General features: G+C 54.0%; 24 protein-coding genes and 1 tRNA gene. 12 read left to right on the top strand and 13 right to left on the bottom strand.

Going from position 1 to position 22,427, the window contains the following annotated elements:
- The first annotated feature begins 33 nt into the window (after positions 1-33).
- The 3 genes from U5A82_RS14040 to U5A82_RS14030 are packed head-to-tail and all read left to right on the top strand — an operon-like array spanning position 34 to position 2,092.
- The gene (locus U5A82_RS14040; RefSeq protein WP_442802172.1) at positions 34-588 is read left to right on the top strand and encodes a nucleoside 2-deoxyribosyltransferase domain-containing protein; all 555 of its coding nucleotides are present in this window, start codon (positions 34-36) and stop codon (positions 586-588) included.
- 40 nt (positions 589-628) lie between these two features.
- Entirely contained in the window at positions 629-1,132 is a 504-nt protein-coding gene (locus U5A82_RS14035) for a DUF2306 domain-containing protein (RefSeq protein ID WP_326291464.1), read from the top strand.
- A gap of 21 nt (positions 1,133-1,153) precedes the next feature.
- On the top strand, positions 1,154-2,092 hold the full coding sequence (locus U5A82_RS14030; RefSeq protein ID WP_326291463.1) for a glutaminase: 939 nt from the start codon (positions 1,154-1,156) through the stop codon (positions 2,090-2,092).
- Between the two features lie 8 nt (positions 2,093-2,100).
- On the opposite strand, the gene U5A82_RS14025 is transcribed toward U5A82_RS14030, so the two are convergent.
- Entirely contained in the window at positions 2,101-3,885 is a 1,785-nt protein-coding gene (locus U5A82_RS14025; RefSeq protein ID WP_326291462.1) for a cation:proton antiporter domain-containing protein, read from the bottom strand.
- A 262-nt stretch (positions 3,886-4,147) separates the two neighbouring features.
- Entirely contained in the window at positions 4,148-6,625 is a 2,478-nt protein-coding gene (locus tag U5A82_RS14020; protein ID WP_326291461.1) for a hypothetical protein, read from the bottom strand.
- Between the two features lie 173 nt (positions 6,626-6,798).
- Here U5A82_RS14020 and U5A82_RS14015 point away from each other — a divergent pair, with 173 nt between their 5' ends.
- A complete protein-coding gene (locus tag U5A82_RS14015) occupies positions 6,799-7,257 on the top strand; it encodes a hypothetical protein (protein ID WP_326291460.1) in 459 nt (152 codons plus the stop codon).
- Here the strand turns inward: U5A82_RS14015 and U5A82_RS14010 are convergent.
- Entirely contained in the window at positions 7,254-7,832 is a 579-nt protein-coding gene (locus U5A82_RS14010; RefSeq protein WP_326291459.1) for a recombinase family protein, read from the bottom strand. The two genes, U5A82_RS14015 and U5A82_RS14010, sit on opposite strands and share 4 nt — an antisense overlap.
- 349 nt (positions 7,833-8,181) lie before the next feature.
- Here U5A82_RS14010 and U5A82_RS14005 point away from each other — a divergent pair, with 349 nt between their 5' ends.
- From U5A82_RS14005 to U5A82_RS13995, 3 genes are all read left to right on the top strand, one after another.
- Entirely contained in the window at positions 8,182-8,661 is a 480-nt protein-coding gene (locus tag U5A82_RS14005) for a Ros/MucR family transcriptional regulator (RefSeq protein WP_326291458.1), read from the top strand.
- A 1-nt stretch (position 8,662) separates the two neighbouring features.
- Positions 8,663-8,857: a DUF6961 family protein gene (locus tag U5A82_RS14000; RefSeq protein ID WP_326291457.1), complete on the top strand. Its 195-nt coding sequence runs from the start codon at positions 8,663-8,665 to the stop codon at positions 8,855-8,857.
- Between the two features lie 364 nt (positions 8,858-9,221).
- A complete protein-coding gene (locus tag U5A82_RS13995; protein ID WP_326291456.1) occupies positions 9,222-9,653 on the top strand; it encodes a hypothetical protein in 432 nt (143 codons plus the stop codon).
- Between the two features lie 744 nt (positions 9,654-10,397).
- Here the strand turns inward: U5A82_RS13995 and tnpC are convergent.
- The 4 genes from tnpC to U5A82_RS13975 all read right to left on the bottom strand — a co-directional run bounded on the left by tnpC (position 10,398) and on the right by U5A82_RS13975 (position 13,764).
- Positions 10,398-12,068, bottom strand: coding sequence for an IS66 family transposase (gene tnpC / locus U5A82_RS13990; protein WP_326288042.1), 1,671 nt, complete (start codon positions 12,066-12,068; stop codon positions 10,398-10,400).
- A gap of 119 nt (positions 12,069-12,187) precedes the next feature.
- Complete coding sequence (gene tnpB, locus U5A82_RS13985; RefSeq protein WP_043149800.1) at positions 12,188-12,535, bottom strand: IS66 family insertion sequence element accessory protein TnpB; 348 nt, start codon at positions 12,533-12,535, stop codon at positions 12,188-12,190.
- Positions 12,532-12,891 (bottom strand): IS66-like element accessory protein TnpA, encoded by a 360-nt coding sequence (gene tnpA, locus U5A82_RS13980; protein WP_326288038.1) that lies wholly within the window; start codon positions 12,889-12,891, stop codon positions 12,532-12,534. Before tnpA ends, tnpB begins: the two co-directional genes overlap by 4 nt.
- 228 nt (positions 12,892-13,119) lie before the next feature.
- Positions 13,120-13,764 carry a hypothetical protein gene (locus tag U5A82_RS13975; protein ID WP_326291455.1) on the bottom strand — a complete coding sequence of 215 codons (645 nt, stop codon included), beginning with the start codon at positions 13,762-13,764 and terminating at the stop codon, positions 13,120-13,122.
- An 80-nt stretch (positions 13,765-13,844) separates the two neighbouring features.
- Here U5A82_RS13975 and U5A82_RS13970 point away from each other — a divergent pair, with 80 nt between their 5' ends.
- On the top strand, positions 13,845-14,402 hold the full coding sequence (locus U5A82_RS13970; RefSeq protein ID WP_326291454.1) for a hypothetical protein: 558 nt from the start codon (positions 13,845-13,847) through the stop codon (positions 14,400-14,402).
- 73 nt (positions 14,403-14,475) lie between these two features.
- Positions 14,476-14,859, top strand: coding sequence for a hypothetical protein (locus U5A82_RS13965; RefSeq protein WP_326291453.1), 384 nt, complete (start codon positions 14,476-14,478; stop codon positions 14,857-14,859).
- A gap of 1,434 nt (positions 14,860-16,293) precedes the next feature.
- Here the strand turns inward: U5A82_RS13965 and U5A82_RS13960 are convergent.
- Entirely contained in the window at positions 16,294-16,638 is a 345-nt protein-coding gene (locus tag U5A82_RS13960) for a hypothetical protein (protein WP_326291452.1), read from the bottom strand.
- A gap of 175 nt (positions 16,639-16,813) precedes the next feature.
- Entirely contained in the window at positions 16,814-17,062 is a 249-nt protein-coding gene (locus U5A82_RS13955) for a helix-turn-helix domain-containing protein (protein WP_326291451.1), read from the bottom strand.
- Between the two features lie 87 nt (positions 17,063-17,149).
- Here U5A82_RS13955 and U5A82_RS13950 point away from each other — a divergent pair, with 87 nt between their 5' ends.
- Together U5A82_RS13950 and U5A82_RS13945 are read left to right on the top strand one after the other, a co-directional pair.
- Positions 17,150-17,479 carry a hypothetical protein gene (locus tag U5A82_RS13950; RefSeq protein WP_326291450.1) on the top strand — a complete coding sequence of 110 codons (330 nt, stop codon included), beginning with the start codon at positions 17,150-17,152 and terminating at the stop codon, positions 17,477-17,479.
- Complete coding sequence (locus tag U5A82_RS13945) at positions 17,476-18,096, top strand: hypothetical protein (RefSeq protein WP_326291449.1); 621 nt, start codon at positions 17,476-17,478, stop codon at positions 18,094-18,096. The genes U5A82_RS13950 and U5A82_RS13945 overlap by 4 nt, the downstream gene beginning before the upstream one ends.
- A gap of 29 nt (positions 18,097-18,125) precedes the next feature.
- On the opposite strand, the gene U5A82_RS13940 is transcribed toward U5A82_RS13945, so the two are convergent.
- Positions 18,126-19,445: a hypothetical protein gene (locus tag U5A82_RS13940; protein WP_326291448.1), complete on the bottom strand. Its 1,320-nt coding sequence runs from the start codon at positions 19,443-19,445 to the stop codon at positions 18,126-18,128.
- Positions 19,442-19,882: a hypothetical protein gene (locus tag U5A82_RS13935; protein WP_326291447.1), complete on the bottom strand. Its 441-nt coding sequence runs from the start codon at positions 19,880-19,882 to the stop codon at positions 19,442-19,444. Before U5A82_RS13935 ends, U5A82_RS13940 begins: the two co-directional genes overlap by 4 nt.
- Before the next feature lie 778 nt (positions 19,883-20,660).
- Between U5A82_RS13935 and U5A82_RS13930 the strand changes: the two genes are divergently transcribed.
- Positions 20,661-21,866, top strand: a complete 1,206-nt coding sequence (locus U5A82_RS13930) for a tyrosine-type recombinase/integrase (RefSeq protein ID WP_326291446.1) — start codon at positions 20,661-20,663, stop codon at positions 21,864-21,866.
- A 14-nt stretch (positions 21,867-21,880) separates the two neighbouring features.
- Here U5A82_RS13930 and U5A82_RS13925 read toward each other — a convergent pair.
- Positions 21,881-21,966, bottom strand: a tRNA-Leu gene (locus U5A82_RS13925).
- A gap of 67 nt (positions 21,967-22,033) precedes the next feature.
- The gene (locus U5A82_RS13920) at positions 22,034-22,318 is read right to left on the bottom strand and encodes an integration host factor subunit beta (protein ID WP_326291445.1); all 285 of its coding nucleotides are present in this window, start codon (positions 22,316-22,318) and stop codon (positions 22,034-22,036) included.
- Between the last annotated feature and the right edge of the window lie 109 nt (positions 22,319-22,427).

Below are 22,427 nucleotides of genomic sequence, written 5' to 3'. Positions count from 1 at the left end.
CCTCCCATCTCGCCACCGCCCATGATGCGATCCTTGTCTTTGGCCCTGATCGGCCAGCTCTGCGTCACGGCGCCTGCCATCGCGGCCGATGCGCCGATGGCCGTGACGGTGACGTCGCCACAGCCTCTGCCAGCGACCCATGACCGCGCTCGCCTGTTCCTCGGCGGCAGTATCGACATGGGCAAGGCGTCCGATTGGCAGCGGGACATGATCGCCGCCCTTGCCGCAGAACGTGTCACCATCCTCAACCCGCGTCGCCCGGACTGGAATCCGGCCTGGAAGCCGGAGGCCAGCGATCCCAACTTCCGCAGCCAGGTGGAATGGGAACTGGCTGCGCTGGATAGCGCGGACATCATCATCCTTTATTTCGCGCCGGGATCGCAAAGTCCGGTCAGCCTGCTAGAAATGGGGTTGCACGCCCGTTCGGGCAAGCTCGTCATCTTCTGCCCGGACGGCTACTGGCGGAAGGGCAATGTGGATATCACGGCGGAGCGCTACGGCGCTAAACAGCTGTCATCCTTCCGCGCATTGATGGTGGAGGTTCGGTCGCGTATCCATGGCATCAATCGCGCCCTGGTGGCGGATTGATGGGCGTCGGTGCGTTCGGCCTTTTGCGAAGGGGGATTACATGACCGGCATTGCATCGACAACGCAAGCGAACGCGCTTGCGCCAGACCGTTATGAAAGGTTCCTGACCGTCTGTTCGATCATCCTTCTGGCGGTCGTCCTGACCGCCATGGGACGGGGCTACGGGCAGTGGTCGCATGTTCACCCCGTCATCTGGCTGCATCTGCTGACCATATTGGTGGCGCTGGGACTGACACCGATCATCCTGTCGGGCCGACGCGGGGACAGGCTGCATCGTTGTCTGGGCTGGATATGGAGCGCGTCGCTGTTTATGACGGCGATAGACAGTTTTCTGCTGCGTGCGCCCGGTGGCGGCTTCGGTATCATCCATCTGCTGTCGGTTTTCACCCTGATCCAGGTGCCCGTCATCATCATCAGCGCACGGCGACACAATGTGAAGCGTCATCGCCGCGCCGTGCGTGGCATGGTGACGGGCGCCTTGCTGATCGCCGGATTTTTCACCTTTCCGTTCGATCGACTGTTGGGCCATTGGCTGTTTTCCTGATTGCGGCTTAAAGTCGGCGGCATGGACCTTGCGCATGTGATCGAAGACATCGTGGCCGCCATCGCGCGGCAGGACGACCGCGGCACGGTGGCGAGCTACATTCCCGAACTCGCCAGCATCGATCCGGCCCAATTCGGCATCGCCATCGCAACGGCGGATGGCCGCCTCCTGACCGGTGGCGACGCCGACACCGGTTTTTCGATCCAGTCGGTGTCGAAGGTGTTCGCGCTGACCCTGGCACTGGGCAAGGTCGGCGACCAGCTATGGAGCCGCGTCGGGCGCGAGCCGTCAGGCAACGCCTTCAACTCGATCGTCCAGCTGGAGCGGGAGGAGGGCATCCCGCGCAACCCCTTCATCAATGCAGGGGCTATCGTGGTCGCGGACGTCAATCTGGGCGGCCATCAGCCCCGCGTCGCCATCGGCGAGATGCTGCGCTTCGTCCGCTATCTGGCGGGCGACGACACGATCGCCATCAACGAAGATGTCGCCGCATCCGAAACTGCCACCGGCTATCGCAACATGGCGCTCGCCAATTATATGCGCGCCTTCGACAATGTGCGTCATCCCGTCGATCTGGTGCTGGGCAATTATATCCATCAATGCGCGATCGAGATGAGCTGTCGGCAACTCGCGCTCGCCGGTCGCTACCTGATGCTGGATGGCCGCCATCCCGATGGGGGCAGGGTGGTGTCGCCCAGCCGCGCCCGCCGCATCAACGCGCTGATGCTGACCTGCGGCCATTATGACGCCTCGGGCGACTTCGCCTTTCGTGTTGGCATTCCCGGCAAGTCCGGGGTGGGCGGTGGCATCCTCGCCATCGTGCCCGGCCGCGCGTCGATCGCGGTCTGGTCGCCGGGCCTGAACGAAAATGGCAACAGCATGCTTGGCACTCAGGCGCTGGAGATATTGGCGCGCCGCACCGGCTGGTCTGTCTTCAGCCCGCCGGAAGAGGGAGATTAGAGGCCGCTCTAGGGCACCTCGTCCGCTCGCAACCGCCGCAGCTTGGGCGCGGTCTCCATCTGCGCCGCATCCTTGATGCCCACGCGCAGATACTCGCGCATCTGGTGGATCGACGCGATCACCGGTCCCATCGCCACGCCCAGGTCGACCAGCGCCGTCTCCGCCAGTTGCAGCGAGCTTTCCAGCGTCTCGGGCACCGCATCGCTCGCGCCCGCGCGGTAGAGTTGCGCCGCATGGTCGGTGTCGCGTGCGCGCGCGATGATCGGCAGGTCGGGCACCCAGCCGCGCACCCGCTGGGTCACGCGCACCGACAGGACCGGATCGTCCATCGTCAGGATCAACGCCCTGGCATGGCCCAGACGCAAACGGTCCAGCATCTCCGCCCGCGCCACGTCGCCGAACAGGATCGGATAGCCCAACCGCCGCGCTTCGGCGACGATGTCGGGGTCCGATTCGACCACGACGAAGCGCTGCTTGTGCGTCTTGAGCAGGTCGCACACCATGCGGCCCACCCGGCCGAAGCCGATGACGACCGCCGCCGCTTCGGTATGTTCCTCCGCCGCTTCGATCCGCTCCTCGCCGATCGCCATTTCCAGTCGCCGGGCGACGTCGTGGCCGATCCGCGCCAGCAGCGGCGTGATGGTCAGGCCAATGGCGGTCACGATCTGCCAAAAGGCGGCGGTGGACGGCAGGATCAGTTGCGCCGCCGCGGCGGTCGATAGCACGATCAGCGTGGTTTCCGACGGGCTGGACATCAGCACCCCGACCTCCAGCGCCACCCCCTTGCGCACGCCCGACAGGTAGAGCAGCGTCGATGTCACCAGCGTCTTGGCCAGCACCACGCCGACCACCGCCATCACCAGGCTGGGCCAGTTGGCCAGGATGACGCGAATGTCCAGGCTCATGCCCACAGTGATCAGGAACACGCCCAGCGCCAGCCCCTTGAACGGGGCGGTCATCACTTCCACTTCGCTGTGATAGTCCGTTTCGGCGATCAATATGCCCGCCAACAGGGCACCCACGATCGGCGACAGGCCCGCGATCGACGTCGCCAGGCTGGAAACGATCACCACCAGCAGGCTGGCGGCCAGGAACACTTCCGGGCTTTTCGTGCGCGCCGCCTGGCTGAATATATGGGGCAGGACGATGCGGCCCAGCACCAGCATCACCGCAATGGTGATGCCGCCCTTCAACAATGTATTGGCCATCTCGCTCCATGCGCCGTCGGGACTGGCGGCCACAGACGGGGCGAGCGCGCCCAGCATGAAGATGATCGGGACCAGCGCCAGATCTTCGAACAACAGCATGGAGAAAGCCGCGCGGCCGACCGCGCTCTGCGTGCCGACCATCGGCAGCACCACCGCCGTGGACGACAGCGCCAGCGCCAGGCCCAGGCCGATCGCGCCGGCCGTCGGCTGCCCGAGCAGATACAGCCCCATCGCGATCAGCAGCGCGCCGCCGATCAACTCGGTCGCGCCCACGCCAAACACCTGCGCCCGCATCGTCCATAATCGCCGGAAACTCAGTTCCAGTCCGATGGAAAAGAGCAGCAGGATCACGCCCAGTTCGGCGAACGGCTCTATCGCCTCGCCGTTTGAAATGGTGACATGATAGAGCCAGGGATATTGCCCGACGAGCGACCCCAGACCGGCCGGGCCGACGGCCAGCCCGACGAGTATGAAGCCGATGACCGGGCTGATCCGGAAACGCGCGAAACCGGGGATGACAAGCCCCGCCGCGCCCAGGATGACGAGGGAGTCGCTGAAACTATTGGGATTGATTGCACCGGCCATGCCGCATCATCGCGGCAACCGGTCGCAATATCCAGCCTTTTGGCAGAAAAAAGCTTGCATATCGCCTTGGTGCGGACGGCGGGACTTGAACCCGCATTTCCAGGGGAAGGCGGATTTTAAGTCGATATTTGGAGCATTCCGGATGATGCCGGATAGTTCCTATTATTGCTTATTTTCAGTATCTTACGGCAAAATCGTTTTTGCCGAATTGCCGTAAGGTACCTGCCTTTTCTGGCTGTTTCCCTGTGCGATTACACAGGAATTACACAGGCGAGGAGGCATCTCCATAATTTCTGGAGGCCGATTTCATCACCTTCGCGAGGTTCGATTCAAGCTGATTGGTCGCTGCATTGAAGGGATGGGAACACCACGGTGCCGGAACTCCTCGTCTTGAACTTTCTTCCTGAAGTGGACTGTAAAGCGACGACATATAATCGAAAAAGGCTCTTACCCGCGCTTTTCTCAGGCGAACCTTTTTAACGACGTCTCTCTCTGAGTAAATTTCAGATGTCTGCGCCTTCAATTCATTCCAAATATTTTCATCTGGAATGAACGTATCCATCATGACATTTTCAAGAAACATCATATCGCTTAGAAAATATCTAACTATGTACCCACCCAGTCTGCTTACGATATAATTAGACTCATAAGATGGCTTGTTATGGGATGTGGTGTGGATAAACCTGAACCTACAAAGATCCGATAGAACCTGCATTGTTATTGCATCGCCGAAACCAATATTCCGCAACACCTTCTGTATTTCGCTTCCTTCCACATATCGGAAACTTAAATCGCTGCTCATGTTAACCATAGCGGACAGAATATACAGGCGAAGCATTTGAGCCTCGGTCTTGGCGATCCTGCTATCGAATGGATTCGCTAGGACGGAATGGCTCTCAAAATATTGCTGTTGTGTACCAAGCATAATTGCTCGGAGGGCTTCATGCGGGGGCATGACGTATTTTCCGGTCCTTTGGAAAATGCTCAAAGCTTTGCCGGAGGCAGTCCATCCTGATTGAAGAAATTCACGCGTCATCCGTAAGGCTAAGCGGATATCAGATGTAGCTAAAACTTCCACTAATGTGCCTATAGACGTTCCCAAGACTGATGCCTGAACCATGTCGATAATTCGAGCGAGATTATCCACTTGGACCTTGGCACCGTTTTCTGCGGTAAAGGAGCCGGATTGATCTTCTAGCATCTGTTTTGCCACGAAGAAACGCCGTGATAAAACGGCGTCCACTTTCGGAGGCTCTATCGCGATTGGATCGAAGTCAAATGCATCAAAAATCGGACTGTTTCGATGATGAATATAAGTTGCTTCACGCATCGAGCAAATTAAGTTCGCGCCGACCTTGCGCGCTATCGCCATCGAACTCGAGAAAATTTCTGACTGAATTACATCGTCTTCAAATTGATCTATGTTATCTATAACCAGAAATATTGAAGCGTTGTTTGACGCGTAACTCAATAGCTTCTCGACGTAGGGCTGCTTCTTAACATAGTCTGCCATGAGCATTTCTGTGGCGCGACGCTTCCGCTCGGTTTCGTCGCCAGCCAAAAGATGCATCGGGCCTCTGAACAGGGCATCCATTTCATCTTTATAAGCATGGCGAACGCATCGGTCATAATCAGATAAGAAACCGTCTAGCGATATCGATTGCAAAAGATGGTCTATGATGAATTCAAATGAGCTTTCTTCTTTTGAATACGAGCGGAAATCTATATAGAACCACTGAGGGTATGGTTTGCTATTATCTGGTTTGAATACATCAGCAGCAGTGATCTTTCTCACATGCTCGAGAAATGTTGTTTTTCCCGCACCAACCTGACCAAGCACTAGCATAGCCAAGGGCTTTGCTCTTTTTCCGGCTAGAGATATTAAGCTTTTGACTTCCTTTTCGCTTTTCTCTCTTATGCCACGAAGAGGGGATTTGGTTGAAACCCCTTCTCTTTTTAAGATGTGCATATTGACACGCTGATCAAATCTTATCCGATCCGGCGTTTTCACATAAAGTTTTTCAAGTAAATATGGGTCAGAATTAACAATATTCTCAGAAAATGCTGTCACAATTGCATCCTCTATTAAAGGATATAAACTATGACGGCTTATTCTTGAGAAGCCTCGTGGGTAGAAACGATTAAGCCGCCTTTCTTCCGTTTGATTTTCTACACGACCTAACAAATCGTTCTCTAAGCTGCCATTAATTACAGCTTCTCGCGATAGTAAGTCGTAGAATTCAGCATAATCATCTTCAAGAACTGATTTTATGCTGGGAAATATTATGGCAGAAGAGTCGGAGAATTTTACCTGATCCGTCCTTGTTGCAGGAAATATAATCCAAACATTACCGTTAGTGATAACCGAAAAGGGGGTTGCTAATTTTCTGGCATAATCACGGGCTTGAATAATTGCCGATCCGGTTTCGCCAGCCATTATCTTGCCTCTTAGGGCAGACCTTCTGGTATCGGGGACTTCAGAAAATGGAATGCCAACCTTCTTTGCTTCGATTACGACAGCGGTCATGCCCGTTTTTAACGTGTAATCAGCCCATGTCGTATTGCCGTCTTCCGACACGCGTTCTTCAACGCTCACATCTGCGTGCGTCCAGCCCAGAATATGGTAAATTATATCATTTATCACCTTAAGCCTGGTTTCGGCCTCGTTGGCGCTAGCTTCAACCAAAGCAGCGTATTGAGCGAGAATGGTCTGCGGAGTCGGGGCTTCGATTTCATGCATAGTTCCACCATATTGCCTAAGCGGACCCTAAGATAAAGAAGTGTCGTGTAGGGCTCGAATTCGACCCTTTGCGATCCGTCCCGACCATCTGTATCTGAAATTAGGCTAAGCCATCCTAGACGGGATCGCATTGCCGATGCACAATTTTGATACGAAGATGGGGAGGGCAATCGATGAACGAACAGTTTGTGCGTCACGCAGAGCGGATGCCATCACTCTACAAGCTGTTGATGCAGAGCGATGAGCTTCCGTTAGTGCCGCAGGCCTCATGGAAGAAGCTAGGTGCAATCTATGTGTTCTTTCATAACAAAAAAGCTGAGCATGTGGGCCGCACCCGGAACCTTCAAGCGAGGATAAGGGGACATCTGGCTGCGAGCCACTATTCGGCATCTTTTGCTTTCAAAAAAACTCGTTCGATTATGAATGCTAAGGCCACATATAAGCCGGAAGGATCGCGGGCGAAGCTCTTTGCCGATCCAGATTTTAGAGCGGCTTTCGATGCTGAGCGTTTGCGATTAAAAGGCATGACGATGCGCTACCTCGCTGTGAGTTCACCCGTCGACCAATATTTGTTGGAATTGTACGCCGCGATGGAGATGGGCCTTCCATTAGACGAGTTCGACACTCACTAGGCTAAAGCGCAGTATCGCTTGACCGTAGCGTCAGACAAACCGAACTGTGCTGCCGTCTTACTGATGCTAGCCGCGTTGTCTTTGCGCCACGTTGCTACAGCAGCAGCATCAGCAGCCTTGGGTCTGCCCATACTTACCTTGCCTCTATGGGTGCGCCCTGTGGCTTTTAAGGACGCCCTAGCGGCGCTTCTGCCTGCATCACAGCGCTCTTTGATCCTACCTCGCTCCATGTCGGCAATCTGAGCAAGTACGGCGACAATCAGTTCGCCTACTCCTTTGCCGATGGGGCCAAGGCCGAGAACATCGACCGTTACGCCACGCTCGATAAGCTTGCGGACGGTAGATTGGACATCAAGTGCATCGCGCCCAAGGCGATCGATGGCGGCTATATAAAGAGTGTCGCCTTCACGGACGTAATTGAGCAAGGAGGCAAAGCCGGGCCTCTCTGCTGCCATGGTCGCACCTGATACGCCCTCATCGGCAAACTCTTTATCGAATGGACCGGCAAGGGTCTGGCGCTGGGCTTCGATGCTCTGCCCGCCCGTTGATACCCGGTAATATGCAATGCGGCTCATATCTGCCCCTCGACTCGCTCAAAAGATATAGCAATATTTATGATCTAGATCGAAATTGAGTCAATATATCTTTTGATCTATTCCGGCTGGACTTCCGATGGGTAGGCCTAAAGCTACAAGTTTTGAGCCGTGCCATGCTTCCTTGTGATGATGCAGGTATGTCGAGCAGTGCGCCACGGCGGTAGCGGTGAAATTCCATTCCCTGATAATGTCGAAGTCCTAGAAGATACCGGAATACGTCAGTCTATCCCATGCAGTCATAAGTGAATTAAAAGACGTATCCTCACACATGACAAATCAGTCAATTAAGCCTATGTCTATCAAACTCTATAAAATGGGACGCAAATGAATGACCGACGAAACTGCACAAAATGAACTTCTAATCACTTTAACCAGTGATATCGTTGCGGCCCACGTTGCCAACAACAGTGTATCGGTTGGCGATGTCGCCAATCTCATCACCAGCGTTCACAGCGCACTTACCGGTTTGAATGCTTCGGTAGAACCTGTTGATGAGAAGCCCAAAGGGGCAGTTTCGGTTCGGGCTTCGATAAAGCAGGACCATCTTGTGTCGATGATCGATGGCAAGCCCTACAAGATGCTCAAGCGCCATATCCAGCAGAATGGATATACACCGGAAAGCTATAGGGAGACTTTTGGCCTTCCGAAAGATTATCCCCTGACTGCCCCGTCCTATTCTGCGCAGCGGAAGGAACTGGCTGTTAAGATTGGTCTTGGTCGCAAGCCGGGACAGAGCAAGAAAGCCGATGCGCCAGCGCCCAAGGTGTCTGCAAAGAAGGCTGCTTCCAAGCCGGTAACTCCCGAGTAATATGGAACAGGATCATGTCGTTTGGGGAGCCGCCTTCATGCTCCTTAAACGGCATGAGGATGGTGCGCCTGCCGTGGTCGCGGCCCGGATCGGCGAACTTGCATCAGCTGGTGACATGGAAGGGGTGGAAATCTGGAAATCCATCGCTGCTTGCATGGGCCAGCTAATGCGCTCGCCTGATGGTAGCGTGAATTGATACCCCGCCCGAAATTGGTTGAGGTTGAATTCTTCCTGCTGGCAGCATTGTCGTTACCACTAATGTTATGGGGCATCGGGCAAGCCATAAGAACGCTGACAGGGCTATGGTGAAATCCCATCAAACAAAGACCCCGCCAGCGGGGGGGTGCTGACGGGGCCGTTATAGGTTATCGAACGCTTGATGCGGGGGGCAAAAGAATGCGTCCGATGTAAGCCTAACGACCATTTCAGCAGACGGTTCCATCTAGCGCCCGCAAGCGATAGGTACGCTGCCCTTCCGCTAACGACCAGAAATGGACGATCGCAATTCAAAGATAGATGCCTACTTGCGGACATGCAGGAATATGTAGGAGGCTGCGAACATGAGGCCTTATTTAACCCTCCCAGCGATGCTTTTAACAGTCGGTTGCACATCATCCGAGCAACAACGGCATTTAGAAATTATGGATGCCATTGAACATGCTGTTCAAATCCCTTCAGGGGCGGGGCCGATGAGCCAGTTTGCCCGAACATATAAATATGCTTCACCTACTCGCGTGGCAGCTTTTTATTTTATTCCAGATGAAACGACCGATAAGCTTTTTTGCGAGGGCGCTAAAGAAGGCGGGCCAAAAAACGGACAAGTATTGTTAGGCTGCCCACCTCCTGATGGGATGAAGGCAGGGGAGCGGCGCTGGTTGAACAACGACGTTTTTCTGCCAGACGTTAATGATGGAGGATGTAATTACATAGACATTGAATATGATCTGAAATCGAAATCATTTATTCGTGCGGAATGCCACGGCGAAGCGTAGAGTGTCACTCTGGCAAGTTTCCTTTAGAAAGCTGCCATTCCGCTTATCCCCACTTTTGCCTGAAACCGGACCGTCGCCTACCCACCCGTCGCCGCCGTACCCGGCGCATATATCGATCCGCGCACCCACTATGCTGCCCGACCGGTTCCGGGTTGGATAGCTGTCCGGCATCAGGCGACCAATTTTCGCCATTCAAATAATTATAGCACATGCTTGCTAGCGGACATCCAAAGTTTGCCTTAAGCTACTGGCTGGAAGGATTGCCATGATGAAGTCGATCATCAGATGGATGGATCGAGATTGGGCCGTCCGGCGCTACAACCCCGTCTTTGCGTTTGCTCAGCGGTTCGTTTGGGGCGTTCCGGTCATGTTGAGCATCGCGCTAATTGAGATACTTGAGATCATCGGCTTGCCTAGCGATGGGCCAATTTCCACGATCATTTTGGTCCTAGGGGGGGCGGCATGTTCGTCGTCATGCTCGTCTCAATGTATCGTTGGGCCAAAGGTTACGGTCAGACAAGTTTTCAAGAGGGGCAAGCGAACACCCACGGTGACAAATTGTCGGAGCGGTAGGCATCGATCCGAAATTGGATTTGGCCAAACGGCAGCTAACCCCGATTTTTCGCTCACTGCCGGACATTCCGCCATCCACCCGTCTGCATTTTCCATGGTGCCGATCGCCGCTAAGCGTTCCCAGCAGCGTACGCATCCGATAGCCGCCGCGAGTTGTCGCGGTACCGTGGTTCAGGCGGCGATTTCTTCGGCGGCCTGCTGCTGAGCAGCTTTCCAATGCCAAGGGAGGAGTTCGTGAAGGCGGTTCTGTGGGATGTCGGCGATCCGGGCGAGGACGTCGGTGAACCAGGCGAGCGGATCAACGTCGTTGAGCCGAGCCGTGCCGAACAGGCTGAACATCATCGCGGCGCGCTGGCCGCCGCGATCTGAGCCCACAAACAACCAGGCTTTTCTTCCCCGAGCAACGCTGCGCAGTTGGCGTTCCGCGGCGTTGTTCGAGAGGCAGATCCGGCCATCGGCGAGGAATGTGGTGAAGCCCGCCCAGTCGTTCTGAAGGTAGGCGATGGCCTTGGCCACGACATCGTGACGAGAGAGCTTGCTGCGCGTCTCGTGCATCCATGCCTCCAGTTCGGCAACGATCGGAGCGGACAGCTCCTGGCGAACGGCCAGGCGCTCGGCGGAAGGCTTGCCGTTGATGTCGCGCTCGATGGCAAAGAGCCGATCAATGATCTCGAGCGCCTCGGTCGCCAGCGGCGAGATGAGCGGCGCGGTGCCCTTTTTCTTGTTGCGCTTGAGCTGCTGCCGGATGTCGACGAGCTTGAAGAATTCCCGGCGTGCATGAACCCAGCAATTTGCGCGCGTCATGGGCTTATCGGCCCAGCCTTCCTCGAACAGGGCATTGAAGCCGGCATACCTGTCGACCTGGAGAATACCGGTATAGCCGGCCAGGTGGGCGCGCGGATGCTCGCCCCTGCGATCGCTGGAGTAGTAGCACAGCGCCACTGGCGGCGCCGGGCCGCCGAACGGGCGATCGTCGCGCACATAGTCCCATATCCGCGCCACGCTGGTTTTCAGTTTGGCCAGAAGTGGAACGGTGGTGTCGTCGGCATGCAGGCGGTCAGCGGCGAGCCCATGAGCCTCCAGCAGCAGGAACAGGGGTTTCACCGCCACGCAGATCGCGCCGATCTGATCCGCGAGCGTCGAGAGGCTCAAGGGGATGCCTTCGGCCTCGAGCCGATCACGCTGGCTATTGAGGGGCTGGTGCAGACCGTACTTCTGGAAGGCCAGGTTTGCCAGGAAGTGCGGCCCGAACATCCCGCGCGGCGTCACGTGGAAGGGTGCCGGTGGGTGGCTGATCTTCTCGCACTTACGGCATGAGACCTTTTCCCGGACCGTCTGGATCACCTTGTGGCGGGCGGGAACTCTCTCGAGCGTTTCGGTGATCGCCGGGGGCAGATGGCTCAGATCGTCCGAGCCGCAGCACGGGCAAAGTTCTGGCGCCGGGATAACGACCTTCTCGCGCGGCACGTCGGCCGGGAAGTCGCGGCGGGTGGAACGCTTGCGGGTGAACGCTGCCACCGTGCTGGTCTTGTCGGCTGCAATTTGGCCAAGCAGTTCGGCCTCGCTGGCATTGGCCTCGAGTTCCTCGAAGGTGAGTTCGAGCTGACCCAGCAGACGCCGGCTGCGCTCGGAACTCGCGCCGTATTTGTCGCGGCGCATCGTCTCGTTCATCAGTTCGAGGTGGGCGTTGCGGGCCAGCAGATCAGCGTTGATCGCCCAAACTTTCGCGACCTCGGCCTCGGCTACGAACAGCTTTACCTGGGCCTGCTCGGCCCGCTCCCGAACGACGGCAACCTCAGCGCGAAGCTGGACGAGCTCGTCGGATGGGTCGCTTTCGGCCATGCTCTTTTATAGCACGAACTTGCCGAAAACCCCAGGATTTAAGCCAGTTTTCCAGCACATTTTGCCCGCCAAAGTACCCGGACAGGTGCGCTTTTTCTCACCTTGATTGACGCCGGGGATCAGCCAACCTGTGTCGGGCGCCAGGTCTCCTGAGGGTTACGCCAGTCTATGCCCTCGAGCAGGCAAGCCATCGCTGAAGCCGAGATCGCGACCGTCCCGTCCTTTGCGGCGGGCCACACAAAACGCCCTTTTTCCAGACGTTTTGCGTATAAGGACATCCCGAGGCCGTCATGCCACAGAATTTTGCAAAGCGACCCGCTCCGGCCCCGGAAGACATAAAGGTCACCAGCATGGACGTCCTTGTTCAGCGACTGCTGAACCTGCAAGGCCAGCGACCTCATTCCCCGGCGCATGTCTGTATGCCCTAGCGCGAGCCAGACCTTACCGCCGCTCGGGACCGGGATCATCGGATCAGCGCCTTCAGAACAGCAGCAGCCACATCCGGCGGCGCCGAGGCGAAGATGTTCACGCGTCGCCCGCCAGGCAAATCCACCACAACAGCTGGCGCAGATGACAACTGGTTGCCGTCTGCCTCGTCAAGCACGACAGCTTCGACGAAGCCGACCTCCGCCGGCGACGCAGCGGCCTGCACTTCAGCTTTGCGGCGCCAAGTGTAAACCAACGCCGTCGACACATCATACTGCCGGGCTATCCGTGCCACGCAGGCACCCGGTGAGAATGCCTCGGACAGAATCTTCGCCCGCTCGTCCTCACGCCAGCGTCGCCGACGCTCAGGCCCGCCGAAAACCGTGATCTGACCCACAAAACCGCTCCTACGACCGCTCTCAAGAGCGAACTTAAGAGCGGTCCATCACGCCCGGGGGAAGGCGACTCTCAACGGAGGCGTACCCAGCAGCGGCCTGTCCGCTTACAGCCGTAAAAGCTGCCCGGCGCGACACGACCAATGCAGGTCATCTAATTTGCCTTTCTTCGCACTCCGAAGCGGACACAGATCCAAAACACCTGACTGTCGGCAAGCGAACTGTCTGGACTATTTTCGATACCCGACAACTATACGGACGCCCGGTGCCTCGGGCGTGCCAGTCGTTGCCAACTCAACAATATGCCCTTCGGGAAACCAGTACGCAGGAATAGCTTTGCCATCTTTGCCTCTACGGGCGGTCTTGAGGGCACTGTCCATAGCGCCTACGATTTGACGTAGAGCAGGAACATTTGGAATCTTCGCCATAATGGCACATATCGGCGTAGGCGTCCCTCCTTGCTGAACTAGTAGCAAATTTCCTTTAGAGAATATGGGCATTGGGGATGGTACTGGCTTCCCATCCTCCGACGCCGACATTGCAGCCCATCCATCAGCCCGTAGCTTCTCTGCATCGACTCCCATGCTGCTCGTCACTGCAAGGCAGGATTCAACACCAGAAATGATTTCTGTTGTTCCTGCCGAGGAAAGAGGTGCGGCGAACGCAGAGCCTGAAAATATACTGGCGATCAAACACACATATAAAATTTTCACGATTGCTCTTCCTCGCAGCACGAACGTCGGCCTTCGTTTCTTTTCGTCTGAAAGCGGCCTGTCCGCAAGCCACACACCCGTCGCCGCTGTACCCAGCGCATATTGTGGCCCTTGCCCCGACATGCTGTCCGTCTGGTTTCGGGTCGGATAGCTGCCCGGCATCAGGCGACCATTTTTGACATTCCACCGCTAAATGATGGTCACCAATTGCGGACATTCGGGTGAGGCATTAGCGTCAACGCATGGCCCCTGTTTTTCAGACCGTTTTCGATCTCACCGGCCAACCCGATATCATCCGCCCGGCATATTGGTTCATCGCCATTTTTGTAACAGCGGGCATTGGTCTTGCTGGCCTTGCGTGGTTAGCATTCAGAAAACGCTGGCGCTGGCGACGCTCACTTCCGATTTTTGCAGCTGCATGGATCGGTATCTGCGGTTATGCGATTGCGACAGACGTTCGCGACACAGCCCATATTCGCGCAGCCGTTAAATTAGGACACGTCGAAAAGACGGACGGCTGCTTGACCTATTTTCGTCCCGGCTATCCGACCGGAACTAAAACCACGGCAGGGAATGAAGAGTGGAGCCTCAACGGTCTAGTGTTTAGCTATGGGGCAGGAGAGGTGCGTCCGGCTTTTCATTCAGTTTCAACAGGTGAAGGTCCGGTACGAGGGGACTCGCGCGTGCGTGTCTCTTTTGGTGTGAGCCCTGCATATGGCCGACGCGAGATCGTTAAGCTCGAACTTGCCCCTCACGCTTGTCCAATGGCACGTCGTGTTGATACGTTCGATCAACCGTAACCTGCCGTTCCGCTATCCACCCTGATCCGCAATTGAGCTTTTCGATTTTTCAACGGTGCTATATCAACCCAGCATGAAGCCTATTGTCCCCATTGCAGCGATAGCGGTGGCTTGTTTAGGTGCGGCTGCTGGCTGGACATTGCGGGATCATGCCGAAGGCAAAAAATGTTCGTATTTGGCTGACGGATACCGGCCCTTTGCCGGTGAATATTATCGACTACCAGCGTTTTCTGACGATCAAATTCCTGATGCAATTGTTGCGAATGTTCAACAATGCTGGGCCGCGCACCCTTATTTCGGGCCTCACCATTCCATTCAAATGGTGGATGCAAGAAAGGTGTCCGAGACCCGTTACTATCTGGCCTTTGAACCTGCCGGAATAACTGACATTAATCTCGTGTTTTTGGTCGACAAGGATAATGGCGTAATTGACGCGCTACAGCGGAGCACGATGTGATCGGCCAGCGGAACGTCTGCTAATCGGCAACCGCTCCCAAAAACCGGACAGTCCGCCTTCCACCCTTGCCTGGCGACGGGTGGGCGGTGAAGCGTTTGCCGGAAGCGGACCGGGCAAAATCGACCATTTCTTGCCAGTCGTCTCGTGTGCCGTAATTGTTGATTGCCGACGTTCTGTGCATAGTTCAAATTCAGATAATGGCCGATCTGTCTAAATCTGAGCGCATGGAACTGCGGCGAGCGGTGGGAAACCGAGTTGTTCATGAGCCATATGTGCCGCCTCGGTATCGTGGCCCGGAATGCCTTTGGCCACATGCTTGCTTCGAATGCCGGAAGTCATGGAAGTTGGCAGAGGAAGCGAGCGCCATATGCCCGGAATGCAGGGCTAACCTCCATTGGATGGGGCGTGCATTTAAGGTGCCTCGAAAATCAGACGTTGAACAATGGGCCAAGGTCCAAGCGCTCTGGAACGCGGGATTTCGCTTCATCAATCATACGCGATGGCGAGATATCGAGGCTATGCCAGAGCGGCTACGCGACGTTGAAGATTTCATTCTGCGCAATCCCCAGCATCCGTTCCGAGTAAGCGGGTAACGTCTGCTATCGGTGAATTTCTCCGAAAACCGGACTGTCGCCTGACCACCCGTCGCCGCTGTACTGGGTGCATATTTCGATCCGCAGAGCCGATATGCTGTCCGTCCGGTTTCGGGTCGGATAGCTGCCCGGCATCAAGCGACCATTAGCGGACGTTTTGAACGCGCCTCGCCAATAAGAAAGTCGAATACCATGCGATTGTCCACAAAACGCCTGCTAAAACGCCGGGAAGCACTCTGTCGAAATTGGTCAGGCCCAAACTATCAATATGCATTGCAGTTACTAAGCCACTGAACATCAGTCCGGGGACCGCTATCTGAAAGGGCGCTCTGTCCCCATAATTTCGTTCTAGAGCTAACAGAATTGCGGTCAAAATAGCTCCCGGAATTGCTCCGAAAAACACAGCATATCCTAGCGCGAGCAAAAAGTTCTGCATGTCGTGGCCACCGGCAACGAGAGAAGCGCAAAGTAGCAGAATTCCGGTTAGAAATACCCATCTGCAAATGGTGAAAGCAATCCGCAAAAATCCCCCTCTCGCGAACAGACGCAATCGGCTTGATGTGCTCAATTGAAAACATCCTAATCAAAAACCGGACTGTCGGCTACCCACCCAAGGCAGACGAAAATACCTTCGTAACGCTGTCATTCGACAAAGCGGATGGGGTGGCACATGAAATATGCGTTTCTAGGCGATTGAAGGTACCGTACAGCGCCAATAAATAAAAATATGTAGTTGGGTAGCCAAATAATTTTTAGGCTCTTCACGGGGCTTAAAATCAAATAAATTGATAATAATCGATTCTGGCTGTGTCTCTATCTTCTTACTATTTAGCCTCTTCTTTCAATTTATACTACCTTCTATTCCTAATTCTGGAAATAGCGGCATGGGTTGCGGATCGGCTGGCTCCACTACATTTGCGTCATAGGCTGATACCGTAGCCCATTCGATGCCCCTCCATTCAACCACTGCTGCGCCCTTCTCGATCTTGACGAACCCAGCGCCATAACGGGCAACGTCGAACTGGCATCGCAGGTCTTCGTCATAATTGCCGACAAGTAGGGTGCCATCAGACAGGCCAATCATAAACCTATCATCGTCATCATATGGAACGGCGATGGTTGTTTCTACATCGCCCGACACACGAAGCCGAACACTTTCAGGGATGGATTCAATTTTGACGCCCACACCAAAATCCTTTCCTACACCGACTCAAGAAGAACATATGGGGAACATAAATTGGAACGATGGAGGCTGGCAATGGGTAATATCGGTGCGCCGACCCTTATGGGTATGGCTGCAATCTTGAACGCTGTTGCTGCCATTATCGGCGCGCTGAGGGCATGGAGGCGGTAGGAATGCCTTATGAGATAGCGTCCAAGACTTTCATGCTGACATCTAAGGTGCGAGCGATGTCCACAAATTCAACGACATCTAAACGGCGTTCGCCTGTTTCGTATCGGGATACAAACTGCTGATGGCGACCAAGAGTTTTGGCTAACCCCTCTTGGCTTAACCCTTTTTCTTTCCGCGCTTGGACCAGTTTGTCGATCAAATCCTTATATCGTGGATCGTGGGCTTTTCCGCCCTTTGCCGACTGTATTGCGCTCATGACAAGTCATTCGGACGCCTTGCCTTTTACACAAAAACCGTGTGAATAATTCAACACGGATTCTGTGTATTTTTTGGATAGGGCGGCATGAAAATCAATCGGTGCATAGCAATCGGGCTATCAATCGCCTTTGCGGCTGGCCTTTCATCCTTGGCTTATGCTCGCGCCAAGGCGGTTGAGCGCTATCAAGCAACGGTAGATAATCAGGGCTTCAAGATCATCCGTTACGACAATGGCAGCGCCAAGGTTTTACAGTCGGGCATGTTTGGCGACGGTATTAGTTTCAACCTTCGGGATCGTATGCGTCGGGCGGCAAAGCAAGCAACCGGATGCGATATGGCTGATGATTTTTGGCTGGACGGAAAACTTGTCGGCACCCTTGTTTGTGATGCCGCTGCGCCGGGGGCTTCGTCATGAACGCGGACGAAAAGCTATGCCCGGCTTGTGCTGAAACAATCAAAGCCGCTGCAATTCTATGTAAGCACTGCGGCACCAAGCTTGATGTAGGAGCCGATGAGGCCCAGCCCACATCATCAGCCTACCACGAAGCACTAACCCAATCTGGTCCACCCAAATGGGCCATAGCGGTAGGGTTGATCGCTGTAGCCTTAGTTTTGGTGGGCGTCATGGTCATGCGGACAACAAAACTGAAAAGTGAGCATGACGCACCTATTGCTGCCGAAAACGAAGAGAAGTCCAAAGCTGAAGATGTGGCCCGCCGCTATGTCACCAAGGACTTCCTTGATCCAAAAGGCGCTGAGTTTCGCGGCGTGAGCGTTCTCTCAACCTGCGTCACAGGGGAGGTCAATGGTAAAAACCCGTTTGGAGCTTACACCGGGTTTGTTGGGTTCTACTACTCTGTTAAAGATAAAGTTGCCGGTTTCGATCCGGGTCATTCCACTACACCGACAACAGCGGAAAATCTTAAAAGAGAATATAAATTATCCGATGAGTATCGGCAGCGATTGAACAACTGCATCATGGGCAAGCCGTTGGATACGCCTGAACTGACGGCGGCGACTTCCAATCCCTGATAGGTTTTGAAGTGCCGCCCGAAAGCTCTTTATGAAGGTGTGATGCGAACAAACCGATAGGTTTCGATGTCGATGCCCTCTGCCTTTAGTCGTTCCCTGACTCCAGGAATCCTGAGCAAGTTTGACATGGTGCCTTTACTGCCTATGGCACTGAGGACTTCGCTCTTTGGCGCAATACCATGGCTACCGGCTGGCAGGCGGCACAGTACCTCTTCTACTAGCCGCGCAGCCTGCCCTTTTAATGCTTTTGTCACTGGCGACCAGTGTTTGACTACGGCACCCGGAAACATCTCTTCCATAGAGGCTTTGGACGCCTGATTGATAGGTGCAACGATGTAGACCTGAGCGACGCCACAAATTCCCGTGATGGGATCGGCATTGCGCACGTAGGATCGGCATATGCCCTGTAGATAATGATCCATATGCTCGCCCTGCCTGATCTGGGCCAGTTGCGTCTTATCAATATGTCCGCCCATGACGCCGGTGCAAGCTCGATACAACGCCCTGTATGTCCCATGGGTGTAGGTGTAGCCTCCGATGACCATCACCTTCTTAATATGGGCAAATTCATTGGTGGCTTTGTGCTTGCCCCAATGAGTAAATTCGAGCCTGTGGGGATTTAAAACCTGATCTTCGATTTCACTCCTGAGTAGATAGCCATATTTTGCTGCATTATCTTTCCGATTGATAATCAACCACTGATCTTCATCAGCATTAATGATTTCGGAAATGCAACGAATTGTTTCTTCCCGATAAGCGGCGTTATCAAGCGCCTTCTTGCCCGCCGACCGCTTCCACAGGTTTATCTCTAGGTTGGCATAATCATGAACGCACGGTGGCAGGCGCATAAAGTCTGGCCGCGACTTTTCCAAAACCTTGTAGGCATGTCGGACCCTAGCCGAACCATCCAAGATAACGGCTGGGGCGAAATCGTCCGGCAACGGTCTTGGGCAAGCAACAATGCACAGCCCTTTGTCGTCGTCATCAGCGATTTCCACCTCCAGCCCTTCCAAGGTGGCAAGGTGCCGTAAGGTAGCAATTTCATCATCGGTGATAGCCGGTATCCGCGCCTTCAATTCCGACTCATTTGGATATCCCATTCCATTAGGAAACCGGACCACATCTCCATCAGCAGCCGTGTATGCGGGTACAGCCCCTTGAAGCGCTACAACTAGACCGGGATATTTAGGACGGAGTTTTCCGTAAAGCCCAAAGATATCATCCAAAGGCACACAGACAAATTCAGAAGGCAAAAATCCTTCATCAATAACTTTAAGAGTGCGAACGCTACCCTTATAAAAGAAATCAGACGATAGGTTGAAACTTAATCCAGCCCTTCGCCGGATCATTTCATGGGTTGTAAAAAGAACCCTTGCCTCATTAACTTTTCTATCAGTGAGTCCGAGTTCAGAAATCCTGTTATCACTGCATAATACAGCATAATCAGAATTTGATAGACCGGACTGTGTAGAGAATCTTCTATCTCACTGAGGTTAGGAAGAATGATTAGCGCCCCCTCATCAGGGGTAAATCCCGTATCTTTCCATGCCTTTATATAGCTGAGGAGGGTAGTAGACTTCCCAACTCCGGGATCATATGAAGCTATATAGAAATATGGATCAGATGATTTATTATGGATTGATTTTAATTTATCTAACAAAGATTGTTTTGATAGAACTGATAGAAGAGAAATGGATCTTGAAATTTCTTTATATTCTTTATCAGATTCATTAAATTCAAATTTATCAGACGTTAAATTAAGTTTAAATAAGTTTACTAAATTCATATAATAAAATATCTCCTATGTAAGTTGGTAGGAGATTCTTTGAAGAATATACTTTCAAACTTTGTCCTACCAGTAAGTTGAGGTGGTGATGGATAATGAGTTGGGGTTCCAATGTCAATCCATCAAAAATCCCCCAGAAAACCGTCGATTTTACAGATATTCCCGGATGATTGAGTGGTTCTGCTTCACGAGTTCGAGTTAATTATTAATGACATATGTAAGGGGATGAGACGTTGATTTACATAGTCCTATGTGGAATCAATTTATCTTAGTGAGATAGTTTAAAGGGATAGTCTTCGGTTCTGAGATAATTTTTCTCAGGAACTCATTCATCGTCCGGCCTGCTCCCTGATGTAGGCCCGTAGATCAGCGACATAGTAGAAGCATTGCCCACCCAGCTTATGGGAGGGCGGCCCCATGCCTGCGCTTTTCCATTCAGCAAGGGTCTTGCTGGTAACGCCAAGGTAGCGCCCAGCGTCGGTTCGATTGAGTCTGCCATCTGCTCCTGCGGCAGCGGCATCATAGGATATGCGTGGCATTTATGGCCCTCCAAGTGATTGAGGGGCAGCCACATAGACGATAATCGTCTTGATGCAACAACAAAATTATTAGAAAAGCTTTAAACTAAAGTACTTGTTAAAGATACTATTGTATAAGAGTTATTTCGTAGAATTAAATTATAGTAGATATGTCGGATAGGATAGGAAAGCTGGCAAAATCTGCTGATATTGACTCCGTATCGCTTAATGTAATACTTTGGTGGGCTATGGAGTCGCCAATGATCATCACCAAGCCCCTTAACGGCAAAAACATCCGCGCCCTGCTCAAGGGGCAGAAAATTACCAAGAAGGGCATCAAAGCCGAGAAACTGACTGATGGAGCCGAAGGCGATGTTCGGTACAGCATAAACGTCATGGTGGACGGAGAGCGCCATCATCGGATCATCGGCAAGGCGTCTGACGGCGTAAAGCTCACGGATGCGCACAAGGCTCTGGAAACGCTGCGTACGAGGGCGAGGGAGGGGCGCTTGGACCTTCCTAAAGGGCGTAAAACCCATATGTCTTTTGCGGAGGCTGCTACGTCTTATTTAGATCGTTTGGTGAAAACGGGCGGCAAGGGAATACACGACAAGCGTAGGCATCTGGAATTACGGTTGATCCCATACTTCAAAAATTCGAGATTGGATCGAATCAGCGAAGTGCAGGTGCAGGAGTATGTTCAGGCGCGATTGGCGGCTGGCATAGCCCTAGGAACAGCAAACCGTGAATTGGCGACCCTTAGTCATTTCCTTCGTCGTGCGGCGGCGTGGAAGTGGATCAAGCGAGACGACATACCTACGATTACCAAGGCAGCAGAACCGCGCAAAGCGATTACAGTTCTGTCTGACGAAGAGGCGACGTTATTAATGGAAGCCGCTCAAGAAGACTTTGATGATCTTTTGCCGCTGTTCGTATCATTCGGGCTAAACACCCCTATGCGTCATGGGGAGATTTTGTCTGTTCGTTTCGAGCATATCGATTTCGAATCACGTAGAATTTTTATCCCGCAAGCTAAGGCCGGTGAGCGCGAGCAGGTCATAACGCCTTCGTTGGCAGCGGCGCTTTTAACGAGGCGTGATCAGGTCGGCAGAACGGAAGGCTGGGTATTCCCTGCCAACGGCGCAGCTAGGACCGGTTCAAGGCGCTGCATGTGGAAGCAGTTCAAACGTACAGTTGAACGTGCGGGCCTCTCTCCGTCGCAAATCACTCCGCATGTAATGCGCCACACTGCTATTACGAACCTTGTTCGGGCGGGTGTTGACCTGCCCACCATACAGAAGATTAGCGGGCATAAGACGTTAGCCATGGTGCTGCGCTATACGCATGTCCATGGCCCTCATCTGGATCGCGCAATCGCGGTGCTAGATCGAACTCCGGCAGTAATTACACAGAAATTACACACGATTAATTCGGTGGACGAAAGTTACATCGCATTATGCTCGTAACCCATTGATTTTGTTGGTGCGGACGGCGGGACTTGAACCCGCATTTCCAGGGGAAGGCGGATTTTAAGTCCGCTGCGTCTACCGATTTCGCCACGTCCGCCCGCATGGCAGGCAGCGCTTTCACTGACGACCGACGGCCATCAGGTCAAGGTCGATTCAACTTGGGTTCAATCCTTCGCGTTCAACCGCTCGCGCATTTCCTTGCCCGGCTTGAAATAGGGTACGCGTTTGGCGTCCACCGGCACCTGCTCGCCCGTGCGCGGGTTGCGCCCCGTGCGTGCGTCGCGCGCGCGTGTCGTAAATGCCCCGAAACCCCGCAATTCGACACGGCCGCCGGTGGAAAGGCGATCGACGATCTCCCGGAAGAAAAGATCGACGATCTTCTCCACTTCCGGCAGGCTCAGCCCCGGATTTTCGTCGGCCAGTTTCTGGATCAGTTCCGAACGGATCATAGCTTCCCCAGCCCCCTCTGCCGTACCCCAACACATTGCATAGAGCGTCCGCAAGGCGTTGACAATCGGGCAACATCAATATCGTTACGTTTACAAAAGGACGGGCATA

Origin of the sequence: Sphingobium sp. CR2-8, assembly GCF_035818615.1 — a bacterium.
In the GTDB taxonomy this organism is placed as follows: Bacteria; Pseudomonadota; Alphaproteobacteria; order Sphingomonadales; family Sphingomonadaceae; genus Sphingobium.
Note: the sequence above shows the minus strand (reverse complement) of the source record. Positions and strands in the feature narration are given on the sequence as shown.

Bases quoted from the DNA above. Each gene is read 5' to 3' on its own strand.
- U5A82_RS14035 (WP_326291464.1), top strand. From the start codon at position 629: ATGACCGGCATTGCATCGACAACGCAAGCGAACGCGCTTGCGCCAGAC.
- U5A82_RS14030 (WP_326291463.1), top strand. From the start codon at position 1,154: ATGGACCTTGCGCATGTGATCGAAGACATCGTGGCCGCCATCGCGCGG.
- U5A82_RS14025 (WP_326291462.1), bottom strand. From the start codon at position 3,885: ATGGCCGGTGCAATCAATCCCAATAGTTTCAGCGACTCCCTCGTCATC.
- U5A82_RS14020 (WP_326291461.1), bottom strand. From the start codon at position 6,625: ATGCATGAAATCGAAGCCCCGACTCCGCAGACCATTCTCGCTCAATAC.
- U5A82_RS14015 (WP_326291460.1), top strand. From the start codon at position 6,799: ATGAACGAACAGTTTGTGCGTCACGCAGAGCGGATGCCATCACTCTAC.
- U5A82_RS14010 (WP_326291459.1), bottom strand. From the start codon at position 7,832: ATGAGCCGCATTGCATATTACCGGGTATCAACGGGCGGGCAGAGCATC.
- U5A82_RS14005 (WP_326291458.1), top strand. From the start codon at position 8,182: ATGACCGACGAAACTGCACAAAATGAACTTCTAATCACTTTAACCAGT.
- U5A82_RS14000 (WP_326291457.1), top strand. From the start codon at position 8,663: ATGGAACAGGATCATGTCGTTTGGGGAGCCGCCTTCATGCTCCTTAAA.
- U5A82_RS13995 (WP_326291456.1), top strand. From the start codon at position 9,222: ATGAGGCCTTATTTAACCCTCCCAGCGATGCTTTTAACAGTCGGTTGC.
- tnpC (WP_326288042.1), bottom strand. From the start codon at position 12,068: ATGGCCGAAAGCGACCCATCCGACGAGCTCGTCCAGCTTCGCGCTGAG.
- tnpB (WP_043149800.1), bottom strand. From the start codon at position 12,535: ATGATCCCGGTCCCGAGCGGCGGTAAGGTCTGGCTCGCGCTAGGGCAT.
- U5A82_RS13975 (WP_326291455.1), bottom strand. From the start codon at position 13,764: ATGCCGGGCAGCTATCCGACCCGAAACCAGACGGACAGCATGTCGGGG.
- U5A82_RS13970 (WP_326291454.1), top strand. From the start codon at position 13,845: ATGGCCCCTGTTTTTCAGACCGTTTTCGATCTCACCGGCCAACCCGAT.
- U5A82_RS13965 (WP_326291453.1), top strand. From the start codon at position 14,476: ATGAAGCCTATTGTCCCCATTGCAGCGATAGCGGTGGCTTGTTTAGGT.
- U5A82_RS13955 (WP_326291451.1), bottom strand. From the start codon at position 17,062: ATGAGCGCAATACAGTCGGCAAAGGGCGGAAAAGCCCACGATCCACGA.
- U5A82_RS13950 (WP_326291450.1), top strand. From the start codon at position 17,150: ATGAAAATCAATCGGTGCATAGCAATCGGGCTATCAATCGCCTTTGCG.
- U5A82_RS13945 (WP_326291449.1), top strand. From the start codon at position 17,476: ATGAACGCGGACGAAAAGCTATGCCCGGCTTGTGCTGAAACAATCAAA.
- U5A82_RS13940 (WP_326291448.1), bottom strand. From the start codon at position 19,445: ATGATCCGGCGAAGGGCTGGATTAAGTTTCAACCTATCGTCTGATTTC.
- U5A82_RS13935 (WP_326291447.1), bottom strand. From the start codon at position 19,882: ATGAATTTAGTAAACTTATTTAAACTTAATTTAACGTCTGATAAATTT.
- U5A82_RS13930 (WP_326291446.1), top strand. From the start codon at position 20,661: ATGATCATCACCAAGCCCCTTAACGGCAAAAACATCCGCGCCCTGCTC.
- U5A82_RS13920 (WP_326291445.1), bottom strand. From the start codon at position 22,318: ATGATCCGTTCGGAACTGATCCAGAAACTGGCCGACGAAAATCCGGGG.